This window comes from Neobacillus sp. CF12 (assembly GCF_030348765.1).
Lineage (GTDB): Bacteria > Bacillota > Bacilli > Bacillales > Cytobacillaceae > Neobacillus.
On the sequence record NZ_JAUCEU010000007.1, the window covers coordinates 170,404 to 186,723 of the forward strand.

Below are 16,320 nucleotides of genomic sequence, written 5' to 3' on the forward strand. Positions count from 1 at the left end.
TAATCGCAAAGGTAGAATCGCAAGAATCTTCTAATCTAGTACAGGCTGAAGAAATCGAGAAAATTGAAATCGATTTATTACTAGAGGCTATGTTTCGCTATTACGGCTATGATTTTCGAAACTATGCCTTTCCTTTTATCCAAAGGAGGATTAACCATCGCGTTCAGATTGAGAGACTTTCAAGTATATCGGCCTTGCAGGAAAAAATCCTTCGTGAACCTGGTTTGATGGCAAGTGTACTTTCCGACTTTTCAATCAATGTGACCGAGATGTTTCGGGATCCAAGTTTTTTTAAGAGTATTCGGACAAAGGTGGTCCCTTTACTAAAGGATTATCCTTCGATTAAAATTTGGCATGTTGGATGTTCTTCAGGTGAGGAAGTGTATTCCATGGCGATACTCCTGCATGAAGAAGGAATCTACGATAAAACAAGAATCTATGCAACCGATATAAATAAGACTATTCTCGAAAAAGCAAAACAGGGTACCTTTCCGTTAGAAGGGATGAAAACCTATACCAAAAACTATATTGAAGCAGGAGGGAAACGGGCCTTTTCTGAATATTATAAAGCCATTGATGATAAGGTTTGTTTCCATCCCTTTCTTCAGAAAAATATGGTTTTTGCCCAGCATAATGTGGTATCCGATCATTCATTTAACGAGTTTGATATGATTATATGCCGAAATGTTCTCATCTATTTTAATAAGAAACTTCAAAATGATGTTCATCAATTAATATATGAAAGCCTGAGTACCTCGGGTTTTCTTGGTTTAGGAAAAAGAGAGGGGGTCAAATTTACACGTTATGAAGACTGTTACGGAGAATTTGATGGACCCGAAAGGCTCTATCGAAAAACTAAATAATACATCTGCTCAAAAGGTGAATATCTTAATGGTGGATGATCATCCAGAAAACCTTCTGGCATTAGAAGCAGTACTCACTTCACCAAACTACAATCTTATTAGCGCCCATTCAGGAAAAGAAGCATTAAAATGCATGCTTCAACATGATTTTGCAGTCATTTTACTAGACGTTCAAATGCCTGGACTTAATGGCTTTGATACGGCCAAACTTATAAAGGCGAGAGAAAAAACAAAAAATATCCCAATCATTTTTATTACAGCGATTAGTCAAGATATGGAACATGTTCATCAAGGATACTCCGTTGGTGCGATCGATTATATTTTCAAACCCTTTGCGCCGGAAACATTGAAAAAGAAAATTGAGCAGTTTGTTAAAATCCATCAAAATCATCAAGAAACAATCATTCAAACGGATCTAGGACATTTGCTTGAGCTGAATAAGGTCAACAAAAGGCTGGATAGAACCACCCTAAATTTACGTCGGACAGAGGCATTATCAAGAGCCGTAAGTGAAACGATAACCGATACGATTGTCACGTTTGATACTCAAGGTTGTATTCTTTCCGTGAATCCGGCCGTCACTAGGATGTTTGGATACGAGGCAAAGGAATTGATGGAAAAACACGTTCTGACGCTTTTTCCTAAATGGGAGGATGAAGTATTATTTGACTCATCACGCTCATTCCTTTCTACCATTAGACAATCGGTAGGAAAAATCATAGAAGTAATGGCTGGTCGAAAGGATCAAAGCTACTTCTATGCGGATCTGTTAATTGCTTCCACCAACATCGAGGATGAGCAGATTTTTGTTTGTACGATACGGGATGTAACAGAAAGAAAGCAAATAGAAGAAGTGAAAAAACAGCGATTTCATAATTTGGAACATATCGTCCAAGAGCGGACGCTTGAGCTGACCAAGGCAAATTTGAAACTTCAAAAAGAAGTTGAAGAACGAAAAAGGATGGCCGACACGCTATTCCGCTCCCAAGAGAGGTTTCGAAAAATCTTTGAATCCAGTCCTTGCTTAATGGCGATTTTATCACAAAAGGATCTTACTTTTATGGAGGTCAATACCAGCTGGACTAATTTTATTGGTTATAGCTGTGATGAATTAATCCATCAAAAGATAAATAGTAACCATTTTATCGATGAAGCAACGGAAACGTATATTGATCTGAATAAAAAGAGTAGAAACAAGAAAATCAGATATGAGACGAAAAAAGGGGAAGTTCGATCAGGGTTACTATCTACTGAGTTGATTGATATCCATTCCGAACCGTGTTTGCTGGTGGTTTTGACCGATATCACGGACAGGGTTCACCTCGAGAATGAAATGTATCGATTGGATCGATTAAATTTAATCGGCGAGATGGCAGCAGGTATTGCCCATGAGATTCGAAACCCGATGACAACCGTTCAAGGATTTTTACAATTATCCAGAAATAAAGTCGGTAATCTATCTACTGATTTCATCGATCTAATGCTAGAGGAATTGAAAAGGGCAAACTCGATTATCACAGAATTTCTAAATCTAGCTAAAAATAAAATCAGTCTCAAAAAGAAGCAAAACTTGAACGCCATTATAGAAGCTTTATTTCCTTTGATTCAAGCGGAAGCATTACGTTCGAATAAACAGCTAAAGCTTGACCTAGCAAATTGTCCTGACATCTCGCTGGACGAAAAAGAAATACGCCAACTCATCTTAAATATTGCCTTAAATGGATTGGATGCCATGACTTCTAATGGGAATTTGACCATTAAAACCTATAAAGACAAAGAGACAGTGGTTCTGCAAATAAAAGATGAAGGCCAGGGAATCAACCAAGAAGTATTATCAAAATTGGGGACACCTTTCTTTACCACAAAGGAAACCGGAACAGGGTTGGGATTAGCCATTTGTTACAGTGTAGCCAAACGGCATGATGCCCAAATTGAAATTGAAACGGGTGATGAAGGGACCACTTTCTCTGTTCGATTTCAACTCATTCCCAGCGTAACCAACGTGTAGGTACATCCTTTAACACGAAAAGAGAGGGGGAAGGATGCCGTGTTAAAGAAAGGGAAAATGATTTTGGTTATTTGTGCTGTCATTTCTGTCATGGTTCTAGGTTTAATATCCGTAACACTAGCTGATAAAAAGCCGACTGTGGTCGTGGTGTTAAAAGCAGGAGACTCACAATATTGGAAAATTATGAAGGCCGGTATGGAAAAAGGGTTTAAAGACTTTGGGATTGATGGAAAAGTGATGGAACCAAGTGAAGCAACACCACAGGAACAGGTAGAATTATTAATGAAGACGTACAAAGAAAAGCCCGATCTTATCATAACGGCTCCATACAGTTCATCTGTTGGCCCGACATTAGAAACACTAACGGATATTCCCATTTTGCTAGTAGATACAGACCTTACCATTAAAAACAAAACTGCATATATCGGAACCGATAATGACGACTTAGGTAAAAAAGCAGGAGCCTTTTTAGCCTCCCAGCTGCAGCCAGGTGATAAGGTTGCTATTATAGGAGGTGATTTATCTTTCCCGGTGTTTAGGGAGCGGGTCGAAGGCGCTACCCATTCTTTACAAAATGCAGGAATCGAAATTGCTTTTACCAAAACAGGTATATCAGATGATCCCAAAGCCGTCCAAAAGGCGATCACAATGGTTTTGCGTGACCATCCTGATATAAAAGGTGTGGTGACCAGTCATGACACGATCGCCTTCCCGGTCATTACGGAGTTAAAGAAACAAGGACTCTCGATCCCTGTCATCGGACCGGATGGTCTTACCGATATGCTTGCGTTAATTGCAGACGAAACCCTCCCTGGTACCATGGCCCAAAACCCTTATGATATGGGATATTTGAGCGTTGAGACAGCCTTGAAAGTGCTAAAGGGAGAAAATGTGGAACCATTCGTGGACAGTGGTGTAGATATTATCATCAAAGAGAATGCACAACATCGATTGAATTTTTATGAAAAAATAGTGAAGTAGATCTGAAATAGTAATAAAATGAAGCACTTCTCATCTGAGAGGTGCTTCATCTATTTCCTTTACCAATGGAGTAATATCTTCGCCATCACAAATCACTTTTTCAAGTTTAACAGAGTATGGACTTTCTTTCTTAATCCATTTCCAAAAGTCATAAGCCACGTGCTCTCTCTTTTTGCTACCTACCCTAAACGATCCTCTACGCATGATTTTATTATCATTACATTCGTAATGGATGTGTATTGATACGTTCATCGTGAGTCATACCTACTTTCGTTGTGGATGGGATTCACTCTTTGAATAGAGTATCTTAATTAATAATGTAGTTGTCAATAAGCAGTTTTATCAAATAGAAAAAGTTTGACGATATGGGAGAGGCCCACCGATATTAAATAATACCGATATGTTATCATTTGTCTGTGAAAAGGGTTTACCTGAAGAAACTATTTCCAATACATACATGAATGCATGGAATAGAAGGGAAACTAAAAAGTGTATGGGGAGTGATGACTTACTTACTACGTATGATAGGAAAGGGTGGGGAAAAATATGAAGCTCATTTACGACCGACTGCTTGAATATGGTATGGACCCTGACCTTACGGATTTTCTTGCTGTGATGATTCTTATTCTTTTTATAGGGATTCTCTGTATCGTTACAAATTTTATCACGAAGAAAGTCGTACTAAGGGTCATCACGCACATTATTACCAATAACAAAATTGAGTGGGATAATGTGCTTTTGGAGAGAAAAGTTTTTCACAGGTTATCACATATTGTTCCGGCTATTATTGTCTATTACTTTTCTTCAACCTTTCCTGACTTTCAATCTGTGATTGAGAAAGGCGCGGTTATCTATATAATCATTGTCGGGTTAATGGTCACGAACAGCTTTTTGGAAGCATTTAATGATATTTACTTAACCTTCGAGATCTCTAAAATTAAGCCAATCAAGGGCTATATTCAGGTCATTCAAATCAGTATTTTTATTCTCGGAGGAATCGTCATTATTGCCAATTTGATGGGGGAGAGTCCTTTTATCCTTCTCAGCGGGATTGGTGCTTTATCAGCTGTTCTTCTGCTCGTGTTTAAAGATTCGCTGTTAGGACTTGTAGCCGGTATTCAATTAGCGGCCAATGATATGGTACGCGTCGGTGATTGGATTGAAATGCCTAAATATGATGCCGATGGAGACATCATTGATATCTCGTTGAATACGGTAAAAGTCCAAAACTTTGATAAAACGATCACGACCATCCCAAGTTATGCTCTTATTTCTGACTCTTTTAAAAACTGGCGAGGAATGCAAGTTTCTGGTGGACGACGAATTAAACGATCGTTGTTTATTGACACCAAAAGTATAAAGTTTTGCACCGAAGAAATGATTGAGAAATTCAAAACGATCCAATATCTTTCTGAGTACATCACTTCCAAAGAACAGGAAATTGCTGAATACAATACCAGGCATGAAATTAATCTGGATAATCCAGTGAATGGCCGAGCACTCACCAATATCGGTGTTTTCAGAGCGTACATGAACTACTATCTTCAACATCACCCAGGAATCAGTCAAGAAATGACCTTACTCGTAAGACAATTGGCGCCAACTGAAAATGGATTGCCACTAGAGATTTATGCCTTTACCAATGATATTCGCTGGGATGTGTATGAATCAATCCAATCCGATATCTTTGACCATCTCTTTGCCGTTGCACCGGAATTTGAGCTGCTTATCTTCCAGAATCCATCTGGGAATGACTTTCGAAATATGATGGAGGATTTTGGAGGGAAGATAAGGGGGCGAGGTACAGATAACTACTCATAGCAGTATTGCAATTGGAGATCAAAAGCACACTAAGAAAATACCCAAGTGAGTTCTTCTTCTAACTTGGGATATAATCTATTAAGTCTTATTTTAGTTATAGAGTAGAAATTGTTACAAATTCACTAAATACCTAGTAAATCAATCTTCGCACTTCATTGGGCGGAGATTTTTTGTTTTTAATTTTTATAGCCTTTGTATGGAAGGTGGATATTTTTGAATTTTTTAAATTGTGTCAAATAAGTCGTACAATTGGTAAAAAATTTTACAGTTTACATAGATGGCTCTTTGATAAACTTTAAATGGATTGAAAGCGTTATCAATCTTCTATTCTTTTTGGAGGTGTAAGGAGTTTATTCATTGGGCAACAGAATACTTAAAAGGGAGGAAAAGTAGTAGTGGTGAAAATAAGAAGCAATAAAGGTTTAAAAGCTACGTCGTCTATTCTATTAACAGCTTCGTTGTTATTTTCTGGTTTTCCAAATATGACAAATGCAAATGAAGTGAATCCAAGTTCGACTGCAGTCTCAATCTATGATTCTATTCAACCTGGAGTTGACTGGAGGGATACGGAAGGGAATTTAATTGAAGCACACGGTGGATCCGTTCAAAAACTTAATGAGAAAGAAATCGATTTTGATGTAGACGGGGATGGGAATTTAACGAAGGATTTCTGGTTCTGGTATGGTGAGGATAAGACAAGTGCCACTCGCCCCGTTGAGGGAGTCAAAGCCTATGTTTCTGAAGATTTGTATAATTGGAAAGACATGGGAACTGTGCTTCGTATGCACGACAAACTACCAGTTAACGTGAGTGAGAGTGGAACGGAACTTGAATACAATGCTGCTAGTTTAGCAGAATTAAAAGAGTGGGGGAACTTGACGGAACCTACTGCAGACGTAACTCAATCTCAAATCACCATGGCGAAAGACTTCCTAGAAGCGTATGTTACTAAATGGACTGAAAAAGAAAATAGAATTGCGGAAGAGTATGATGAAACAAATTTAAGATTGGCATTTGAAAATCTGTACGGCCGTTATAACATAACGGAACGTCCAAAAATGCTGTATAACAAACAAACTGGCAAATTTGTTATAGCCTACCATGCAGATGGTCCGACTTATCAAAATACTGATTTAGTTAAGTGGGTAAAAAACGGAGCAAGACCAAATGATCTCAACACTGGCAGTCGTTATGGGAAAGCATTAATGGCATTTGCCGAATCGGATACACCATTTGGTCCTTTTAAATTGGTTACTGCAACAAGAATGAACTGGACAGAAGGTGTGACTCCTTCTGATCGATATGGTGAATCACGGGATTATACGGTCTTTGTCGATTACGGTAAAGACGTAAATAATGACAGTGTTGATGACGCTTACGCTGTTTATTCTAGTGAAATGAATGCAGAGATGTATGTTTCATTACTAAATTCTGAGTATACGGGTCCAGCAGTTGCAGGTGGGGAAGCTGTTCCTGGAACGGATTACAACTATAGAGCCCTGCCTGACCAACATCGAGAAGCGTCCTCCGTGTTATATTATAATGGGTACTATTATATGTTAACTTCAGGAACAGATGGCTGGAATTCGACGAATGTCATTTACTATCGTTCAAAAACCATGATTCTTCCCGTTGGGGAAAAGTGGGAAAGGGTAGGAGATCCGTTTGCTAAAGCAGGTACAAAAGGCTATGACTCCCAACCGACAAGTATCATTACAGTAGATGCTGAAAAAGGTCAGTTCATCTATATGGGTGACCGATGGAGAATCAGCAGTAATGGTTCCGCCGGTCCAAACTCTCGATATGTTTGGCTGCCGATTCAAGTGAGTACGAACCATACAATTAATATTGAGTACTATGATCGTTGGAATCCAGCCTCTGAATGGTTATATTATAATGTCACAATCAATACGGAAATACCTGAAAAAGTGTTAGTAGGTGAAATTCCGAACCTACCAAGTACGGTGAATGTGACAACTACAAAAGATACTACCTTTGATACACCTGTAACATGGTCCTATAATCCTGAGGATTTCACAAAAAAAGGCAGTGCTGTTGTAGAAGCAACGTTCCCGGAAATAAGAAATAAAGTCGTTCGGTTGGAGATTCAAGTTGTTCCACCGCTAGATCTTGGGGAAGTAGAACTTAATAGTAATGTCTTCTTATATGGCAATCAGTATTCTCTAAGTACAAGCGTTGACAACAATACCGATTCTACTAAAACAGTGACGATAAGTGCTAATACTCCAAGTGGTTGGATAAGCACCCCAGTTACTGTACTGCTAGACAGTATGGAATCCAAAGAGGTTACGATCCCTGTAACCCCACCTAAGGTGGCGGAACCTGGGTTATTCAAATTGGCTGTTTCTGCCTCAGATGATAGTAATAAGATTGAAAAAGAAGTAGAAATTTTGGCGGTGCCAAAGGCAGAAGATTTACTTTATGCATTCGATGCCGGGACTGCTTCCAGTACTGTTTTTGAACAATTTAAAAGATTGTCACCGTTAGAAAAATGGGATACAGGAAAAGGATATGGATGGATTGGTACTGTACCTGATAGCCGAGATCGAGGAACAGTTGATGCTTTACGAAGAGATTTCATTGCTAATTTCAGCCCGGCAACACTAGGTCTCACTGTCCCTGCAGGATACCACACGGTTTATGTTTTATCTGGAGATCGACAGTACAGTCAAAATACGACCGTCATCTCTGTTGATGGAACGAAGGTGGCTGAAACAGGTGGAACGGCTGCTGGGGAATATAAAATGATGCCATTCGTTGTGAATGGCGGTGAATTTGGTAAAATCGTAGAGTTACAGTTTTCCGGTAATTCTAAAAATCACTGGATATTTAATTCTGTAATGGTCCTGGAGGGTATACCGACATCTGTAGATGAGATGATTTCACTTGTAGGTCGATATAAGTCAGAGGGTGAGTTTGCAAACAATGGTGTGGAACAATCTTTACAGGCTCATTTAAATTCAGTAAGCCATTTCGAGCAAAAAGGTGATTTGGAAAAAGCGGTACATCACTTGAACAACTTTAAACAAATGCTTGATCATCATAAAAAACAAGAGTTTATTTCAGAAAAAGCGTTTGGGATTCTTAATGCTAACGTTACGTACTTAGTTAAAAAGTGGAACTAGATAAATTAAAAAAGAAGACTGCTTCAAAAGTTCGCAATGATTGTGACTTTTTTGCAGTCTTCTTTTTCATTATCCTTTATTATTTCTAGATTGGATAATGTTTTTAATTGTCTTAAGTCAATATTTATTCAAGAATGGAGACTGTGAAGTTTGAGGGGAAACTGTCTAAAAAACTAACAAGAGGCTGCCGAGTCCCCCTGAACTGGGGTACTTGTAGTAGGTTTGACCAATGGCGTCCTCCACAGTCTTCAAAAATGTCCGTAGCCTGCGTGCCAGGCTAGCTGGGTTCGATTCCCAGGCAGTCCCGCCAACCTTAATATATAAGGATTTGTGAGTTTTTATCTTGAAGTTTAATTTTAGCTTTGAAAAATGTAAAATTATCTTCTTTGGTCACATTTTGGTAACAGTGGATATTTTTTAATAATTAAAATATGGTTATTTTATAAGCTGCTCAAATTGTTAGGCGGCTTCTTTATGCATATTCGGTATAAGTATCCATTGTTATTCCGATTGTTGAATGACCTAATCGTTCAGAGAAGGGGAGGGTTTTTAGTAATCGATCTACTTTTACTCGATTCTTTAAACCTTAATTCAACCTTTTTTACTTCTTGGAAAGTTTGTTTTACATTATTTCAAGATTATCAAAATCAATATCCTGCTAGTTTAGCCCAAGGAATTCTCCCATGCCGAGGAAATACTTAAAATACAAGTCATATTATGAACGCTTAACCACAATCAACATGAGACCGGTCATACATTGTTTTCAATAATATATATTTGAACATGCGCATGTGATCGAAATCGTTTCTGCCTTATATTTCTAGTTCATCAAATCCAAAGGAGGAGTTAACCAGTTCATTAATTCATCGCAAAAGATATCATGTGGAACAATTTGATTGAACGTTATAGACGTTGTTTTTGAATGATCGTGACTACCGCCTGAATAGATACCTTAATAATAAAACAAAAAAAGGGCAAGTCCTTAATATTATGAAAGTTTTGATTGATTTTAATGGAATTTTTCAGTGACACTGTTCAATTCCAGAGTCATTTGCTAGCATATTAAATTAGGTCTTATTAGGCTGTTCATTTTATAGATCACAGTTCAATTTTTCACTAGTGTGTTTTTCTATTTATATACTAAATAACTAAATGACCTTTAATTAAACTGAAATATTATATGAATATAATATACGTAATATTCTGAAAATTAGGTTGACCCAACAACCCGTATACAGTATGTTTATGTAAAGACTAAATTATGTATTGGTAACAAGTTAGTTTAAAGATTTGACTTAAATTTATTGGAGGAAAGAAAAATGCATCTCAATCCTTCTACGTTATCAGAAAGTGAATTATATAAACTAATGAGCGGGGCTGTATCCCCAAGGCCCATTGCATGGGTTTCAACTGTAAGCAAAAAAGGTTTATTTAATCTGGCTCCTTTTAGTTTTTTCACAGTTGCTTCCTCAAAGCCCCCTATGCTCTGTATTTCTATTGGATCAGGAGAAGGGGATCGAAATGGGATACCCAAAGACACGTTAACAAATATCAGGGATACATATGAATTTGTTGTTAATTTTGTACCTTATAATTTAATTCAAGAAATGGAGAAAAGTTCTAAAAATTATGACCCGTGTATAGATGAGTTTATTGTGGCAGGTGTGAATAAGCTAAAAAGCACTATAGTAAATCCTCCTGGTGTAAAAGAGTCACCTATTCAGTTTGAGTGTAAACTCGAGAACATCATTCCATTAGGGAAGGATCATTTAGTCATTGGTAAGGTTGTACATATCTGTGTACAAAATGAATCCTATCAAAATGGCAAACTTGATTTGATAAAATTACAACCAGTAGGACGATTAGCAGGAAACTACACACATATACAAAATATTTTTACACTTTAATCAATTAATACAACAAAAAATAATGGTTGTATAATATATAAAAATAATATTCTAAATTTTTAGAAAATTGGGTTGACCCATCAACCTGTTATATGTTACATTCTTAAATAGATTAAGCCTCTTTGTAAAATTGACCCAACTTATTCCAACTAGACCAACAAAACTCCAACTATAGCAGTAGACGACTCCAAATGCACGCAAACTTCAACTAGTTCAACAAAAAGAAAACCAAAAAAACTTCATATTAATTAAAGGGTGGGGTAAATGAAGGAAAAACCGCAAAGAAAAAGAATTCTGATAGCCTCCAACACATTTGAAACTGAAAATGGGGCATATGAGGTGCTTCGAGAATTAGATTGTGAAGTAATTACAATCCCCGCAGGTGAGAGAAAGAAATGGACAGAGGATGATCTAGCCAAGGCCATTAAAGGTTTTGATGGAGCTATTCTCGGGGGGGATCACACCGTTACATCTCGCGTTTTAGAAAAGGCTGATAGATTAGAAGTGATTTCCTTAAATTGTACTGGATTTAACCATATTGATGTAAGCGCTGCTACTGATAAAGGGATATCTGTTTTCAATATGCCTGGATTAAGCTTTAATGCGGTTGCAGACTTTATCTGGGGGCAGATCCTTGCCGTTATGCGTCAAATCGTAAAAGGGGATAGAGCAATTCGCGCAGGTGAATGGGTCAATGGTGTAGAAAAAAGTACCGCTGTATCTGGAAAAACCATTGGTATTATAGGAATGGGATCGATAGGTCAAGCTGTAGCAAAAAGAGCAATTGGGTTTGATATGAAAATCATCTCCTACGTTCGAACAAAGAGACAAGAGATAGTCGATCGATATAATTTAACTTTTGTATCGAAAGAGGAATTACTTTGCAATTCTGATATTGTTGTAATCTGTTGTCCTCTAAGTGCTGAAACTTTTCATTTGATTAGTGACCGAGAGCTTCATTTAATGAAACAAACTAGTTATATCATTAATAGTTCAAGAGGGCAAATAATAGATGAAGACGCCCTGTACAATGCATTGGCGCAAGGGGAAATAGCAGGTGCTGCACTAGATGTTTACAAAGATGAGCCATTAAAAGAAAGTAAGTTTTTTGATCTAAACAACGTAGTACTTACACCGCATATTGGAGGGTTAGCAGATCAGCAAATCTATGCATGTGCAGAAGGTGCTGCAAAAAATCTAGTTTCCTTTTTTAAAGGGGAAGAGGTTTTACACATAATAAATCCTGTCGTTTCAAAAAATTAAAATATTTGGGGTGAGGATAATGAGAAAAAAGGTAAAATGGTTTCTTTCAACTTTATTTGCTGTGGCTTTGATTTCTTCTATTTTAATTGGATGTTCTAAAGAAACGTCTAATTCCGGTAATGGAAAAGAGGTAAATATCAAATTTTGGACACAATCAGATCCAACATATAAGAAAGCCGCACAAACATTAATTGACAAGTTTGAAAAGGAAAATCCAAACATCAAGGTTAAATTGGAATCTTTTCCGGAGTATTCAACCAAAGTGAGTACAGCTTTTAATACTGGAAACGCACCTGACGTTCTTGAGATGTTCGGAAGCTCAATTAAATTGGCTCAAGGAGGAAAGATTCTTCCAGTCCCGGAAAGTGTAATGAGTAAAGAAGAAATTGAAAAGACTTTTACTTCTGATAGTTTAAAGAACCGAACTTATAATGGGAAATATTATGGTCTTCCTAACGAAATTTCCATGGAGTCTCCAGGCTTGTTAATAAGCGAAGATTTGGTAAATAAAGCAGGACTAACCATTCCTGAGTCCTGGATTAAAAATAATGGACCTGCATCTTGGGCGGAGCTCCAGGATTTTTCTGAAAAATTAACGGTGATTGAGAATGGAAATATGAAACAAGCAGGTTTAGGTGTAATTGGTGGTCAGGAAGAGGCCATGTTTTTATCATTAATTTGGCAGTATGGAGGAGACTATCGAGATGAACAGAATGTTAAAGTCAACTTTACATCTCCAGAAGCGAAAAAAGCTATTGAATTTATGCAAGGCTTAATTACAGGTGAAAACAGAGTACATGATAAAGGTTTTAGTAAACGGTTTGATGGTTTTGTAGGAAAATCAGTCGCCATGACTATAGGGGCACCTTGGTATGCGGCTAGTATCAGTTCGGATGTCCAAGATTTTAAATACCAGTATTTTAACCTCCCTCCATTTGTTGATGGTTCAAAACCATACTTTGTAACTGAAGGCGGATGGGGATATCTGGTGAGTTCTAAATCAAAACATCCTGAAGAGTCTTGGGAACTAGTGAAATTCTTACTACAAAAAGAAAATCAAGATTATTGGACAAAAGAGGTAGGATCTATTTCTTCTAGAACAGATGCCGCTGTTAACAGTAATTATGATCCTACAGTAGGTTCAATAGAAAAAGCGATTACGATCTCAACAATGATTAGTAGTAATGGGCGTGACGCTGGTGCTTATACTGGAGATACTAGCCAATTAATTTGGACAATTGTTCGTCAAAACCTCGCTGCCATATTACAAGGAGAAGTATCAGCTGATGAAGGTTTGAAAAATATGGAAGACCAAGCAAATCAAATGATTGAAAGAAATAATAAAAAATAAAATTTAGCTAAATGGGAGAGAATTCTATTCCCTCCCTTTATTTGAAAAGGAGGGGGCGTTGTTTGAATGATACTAGGATATCTGAGCAAATTGGAAAAAAAGAATTGGAAAAGAAGATGGAAAGAGTCAGGGGATTATCAAAGATAAAAACTACTATTGAACACGATAGATTTCAGAGTAAATTTTTTATTCTAGTGGTGTTGATTCCAACCGCTGTTTGGTTTTTTACATTTATGTTCTATCCAATTTTTCTTACCTTTAAAAATAGTTTTACTGATGCAAATTTAGCATATAGCGAAGAAAGTTTTATTGGTCTAGAAAATTATAAAAGATTGCTAAGTGATCCTACTTTTCATATTGCCCTTAAAAATACAATTTTTGCTTTCCTTTACATTGTGCCAACTACTCTTGTCTTATCTCTTGCGGCAGCTCTATTACTTAATTCATTTAATAAGAAAATACGAGAAACTTTTACCTTGTTTTACTTTTTGCCTGTCGTCACTTCGATGGTTGCGATAAGTATTGTATGGTCTTGGCTATACAATCCAAGTTACGGACTATTCAATTACTTATTGAATCTGGTGGGGTTGCCCACACAAGGTTTTCTCACAGCATCAAAACAAGCATTGCCTTCTATTAGTGCAATCCAAATCTGGAAAGATGTGGGGTTTTATGCTGTCATTTTCTTAGCTGCCTTACGAAATATACCGAAAACCTACTATGAGGCTGCTACAGTAGATGGGGCTAATAAGTTTCAAATTTTTCGATACATTACGTTGCCTTTATTGAAACCAATTTTAATTTTTGTAGGTATTGTTTCAACAATTGGAGCATTCAAAATATTTGATCCTATTAAAGTCATAACCGATGGTGGCCCAGGAAACAGTACGATGGTTCTTGTTCTGTATATTATCCGTCAAGGGATTACCAATTCGGAGATTGGCTATGCATCTGCTATAGCTGTCGTAATGTTTGTAATCGTTTTATTGGTTACACTCATTCAGTGGTTCTTAACTCGAACAGATAAAAATGAAGGTATACATTGATGACTGTTTTATAGAAAGGAGAGAAAAAGGTGCAGAGGACTTATCGGTTTAAAAAGTTCAAATTCCTGCAATTTACACTGCTGCTGTTAGGAGCCATGGTAATGATGCTTCCATTCTGGTGGATGTTGTTGTCATCTTTTAAACCTGCAGGCGAATTACTGCAAGTTCCACCAACATGGTTTCCGAAAAGCTTCTCCCTGTCCAATTATGAAAAAGTATTGGAGGTTATGCCATTTTGGCATTACCTTTCAAATAGTGTGTTTATTGGAGTTTTAAATACATTTGTAGGTGTCTTAACCAGTTCTTTAGTCGGATATGTGCTCGCAAAATATCGTTTTTGGGGACGAAAATATGTCATTACAATCATTTTGGTGACAATGATTATTCCTTATCAAGTTCTGATGATTCCTTTGTTTACCATTATGATGAAAATTGGTTGGGTTGATTCTTATTATGTCTTAACAGTTCCTTATTTCTATAACATTTTTGGAATATTTTTAATGAGGCAATTCATGTTAGATGTACCGAATGAACTAATCGAAGCAGCTAAAATGGATGGATGCTCACATTTTCGAATTTTTTTCACAATCGTTTTGCCAGTTGTAAAGCCGGCTCTTGCAACACTAAGTATCCTCCTTTTCATGGAAAGTTGGGATTCATTTTTATGGCCGCTTATTTCGATCAATTCTCAGGAGTACATGACACTGCCAATTGGTCTTAACTCATTCTTAAGTGAACATTTTGGAAGATTTGATCAGTTGGTTACGGCTTCTGTAATGTCTGTCTTACCAATGATAATCATTTTTTTAATTGCTCAAAAGAGCTTTATAGAAGGAATTTCGCTTACCGGTTCCAAGTAATGATGGAATTTACAATCTAAATGAGGTGGATCTTAATGAGTGCTAAGCTTACGTCAGATATATTACTAGAACAATTAGAAAAACTAATCTTTACTAAGGAAGAGTTTCAAACCCTTTATGATTATTGTAGTAATCGCAACTATGGTGAAGAGGGAATCCCTGTTTATTTGTTGCTTGATGATTTGACCAATGATCAAGGTGATACTCAATCAATTCAATCAGGAGATCCGATGTTTAACCTACTGTTAGCAAAGGCAGCAAACGAATTACTATCTTACCTACAAAAAGAAGGTCATGAGTTGACTGAGCTTGATGTTGCTAAAGCATTTGAATTACTGGCAGAAAAGTATTTTTCGATAAATCCAGGAACTCCAAAATAAGATGAAAAATATGGAACAAACAAAAATGAATCCATTCATACTTAATGGAAGTTATATCCGATCAATAAATTTCCATAATACTCCCTATTTCCGGGTAGAAGAGTACGAAAGTCAGTTTGCTTTTTATCGCGACCATTTTGAGCCAGTTTCTGAAGAAGATTTAGATGAGTTTTTTGAGACGAAACGATGGAATAAGAAAAAGCCTGGCTTAATTATCAATTTTTATAACGGATATCGGAATAACTTTGATACTATGTATCCTATTCTAGAAAAATACGATTTTATTGGATGGTTTTTTTTGGCCACAGAGTTTTTAAGTATACCAGCTAATCAGCAAAAGAAATATGCATCAGACCATACCTTATTACTTGGCACAAATGAATATGAGGATGCCCGTTTTGCTCTATCATGGGATGAGGTGCGTGAACTAAGCAAGCGTCATGTCATTGCCAGTCATACTAAAACACATAGTGAACTAATAGAATCTTCAACTGATGAGGATATGGTAAGGGAAATTATTGGCTCAAAGTTTGAAATCGAGGAGCAAATACAGTCCGAAATATCTGCATTCGTTTGGCTTGGAGGGAAAGAGTTCGCAGGAAATCCATATGCGGCAAGTTATCTCCATCAGGCTGGCTACCGCTATTTATTTAGTAATCTGAAGATTGAAAAAATTAATAAATGAGGTGAATAA

13 protein-coding genes are annotated in these 16,320 nt (G+C 37.0%); 12 read left to right on the top strand and 1 reads right to left on the bottom strand.

All coding sequences use genetic code 11. The features are described from left to right. The first annotated feature begins 2 nt into the window (after positions 1-2). Genes QUG14_RS00985 through QUG14_RS00995 form a run of 3 tightly spaced genes read left to right on the top strand, consistent with a single transcriptional unit; the run spans position 3 to position 3,852 of the window. A complete protein-coding gene (locus QUG14_RS00985) occupies positions 3-863 on the top strand; it encodes a CheR family methyltransferase (protein WP_483310788.1) in 861 nt (286 codons plus the stop codon). After that, the gene (locus tag QUG14_RS00990) at positions 805-2,871 is read left to right on the top strand and encodes a PAS domain S-box protein (protein ID WP_289338554.1); all 2,067 of its coding nucleotides are present in this window, start codon (positions 805-807) and stop codon (positions 2,869-2,871) included. The genes QUG14_RS00985 and QUG14_RS00990 overlap by 59 nt, the downstream gene beginning before the upstream one ends. A gap of 39 nt (positions 2,872-2,910) precedes the next feature. After that, positions 2,911-3,852, top strand: coding sequence for a sugar ABC transporter substrate-binding protein (locus QUG14_RS00995; protein WP_289338555.1), 942 nt, complete (start codon positions 2,911-2,913; stop codon positions 3,850-3,852). Between the two features lie 30 nt (positions 3,853-3,882). On the opposite strand, the gene QUG14_RS01000 is transcribed toward QUG14_RS00995, so the two are convergent. After that, positions 3,883-4,104, bottom strand: a complete 222-nt coding sequence (locus QUG14_RS01000) for a hypothetical protein (RefSeq protein ID WP_289338556.1) — start codon at positions 4,102-4,104, stop codon at positions 3,883-3,885. Between the two features lie 294 nt (positions 4,105-4,398). Between QUG14_RS01000 and QUG14_RS01005 the strand changes: the two genes are divergently transcribed. The 9 genes from QUG14_RS01005 (at position 4,399) to QUG14_RS01045 (ending at position 16,311) form a co-directional block, all read left to right on the top strand. Then, positions 4,399-5,673, top strand: a complete 1,275-nt coding sequence (locus QUG14_RS01005; protein WP_289338557.1) for a mechanosensitive ion channel family protein — start codon at positions 4,399-4,401, stop codon at positions 5,671-5,673. 395 nt (positions 5,674-6,068) lie between these two features. Next, positions 6,069-8,819, top strand: coding sequence for an FIMAH domain-containing protein (locus QUG14_RS01010; protein ID WP_289338558.1), 2,751 nt, complete (start codon positions 6,069-6,071; stop codon positions 8,817-8,819). Positions 8,820-10,138: 1,319 nt separating this feature from the next. Further along, entirely contained in the window at positions 10,139-10,726 is a 588-nt protein-coding gene (locus tag QUG14_RS01015; RefSeq protein ID WP_289338559.1) for a flavin reductase family protein, read from the top strand. Between the two features lie 264 nt (positions 10,727-10,990). Further along, entirely contained in the window at positions 10,991-11,989 is a 999-nt protein-coding gene (locus tag QUG14_RS01020) for a 2-hydroxyacid dehydrogenase (protein WP_289338560.1), read from the top strand. 19 nt (positions 11,990-12,008) lie between these two features. Further along, the gene (locus tag QUG14_RS01025; protein WP_289338561.1) at positions 12,009-13,340 is read left to right on the top strand and encodes an ABC transporter substrate-binding protein; all 1,332 of its coding nucleotides are present in this window, start codon (positions 12,009-12,011) and stop codon (positions 13,338-13,340) included. A gap of 62 nt (positions 13,341-13,402) precedes the next feature. Then, positions 13,403-14,386 (top strand): carbohydrate ABC transporter permease, encoded by a 984-nt coding sequence (locus QUG14_RS01030; protein ID WP_289338562.1) that lies wholly within the window; start codon positions 13,403-13,405, stop codon positions 14,384-14,386. A gap of 29 nt (positions 14,387-14,415) precedes the next feature. After that, entirely contained in the window at positions 14,416-15,246 is an 831-nt protein-coding gene (locus QUG14_RS01035) for a carbohydrate ABC transporter permease (protein WP_289338563.1), read from the top strand. Positions 15,247-15,281: 35 nt separating this feature from the next. Further along, the gene (locus tag QUG14_RS01040; RefSeq protein WP_289338564.1) at positions 15,282-15,626 is read left to right on the top strand and encodes a hypothetical protein; all 345 of its coding nucleotides are present in this window, start codon (positions 15,282-15,284) and stop codon (positions 15,624-15,626) included. Between the two features lie 10 nt (positions 15,627-15,636). Continuing rightward, positions 15,637-16,311 (top strand): polysaccharide deacetylase family protein, encoded by a 675-nt coding sequence (locus tag QUG14_RS01045; protein WP_289338565.1) that lies wholly within the window; start codon positions 15,637-15,639, stop codon positions 16,309-16,311. Positions 16,312-16,320 lie beyond the last annotated feature (9 nt).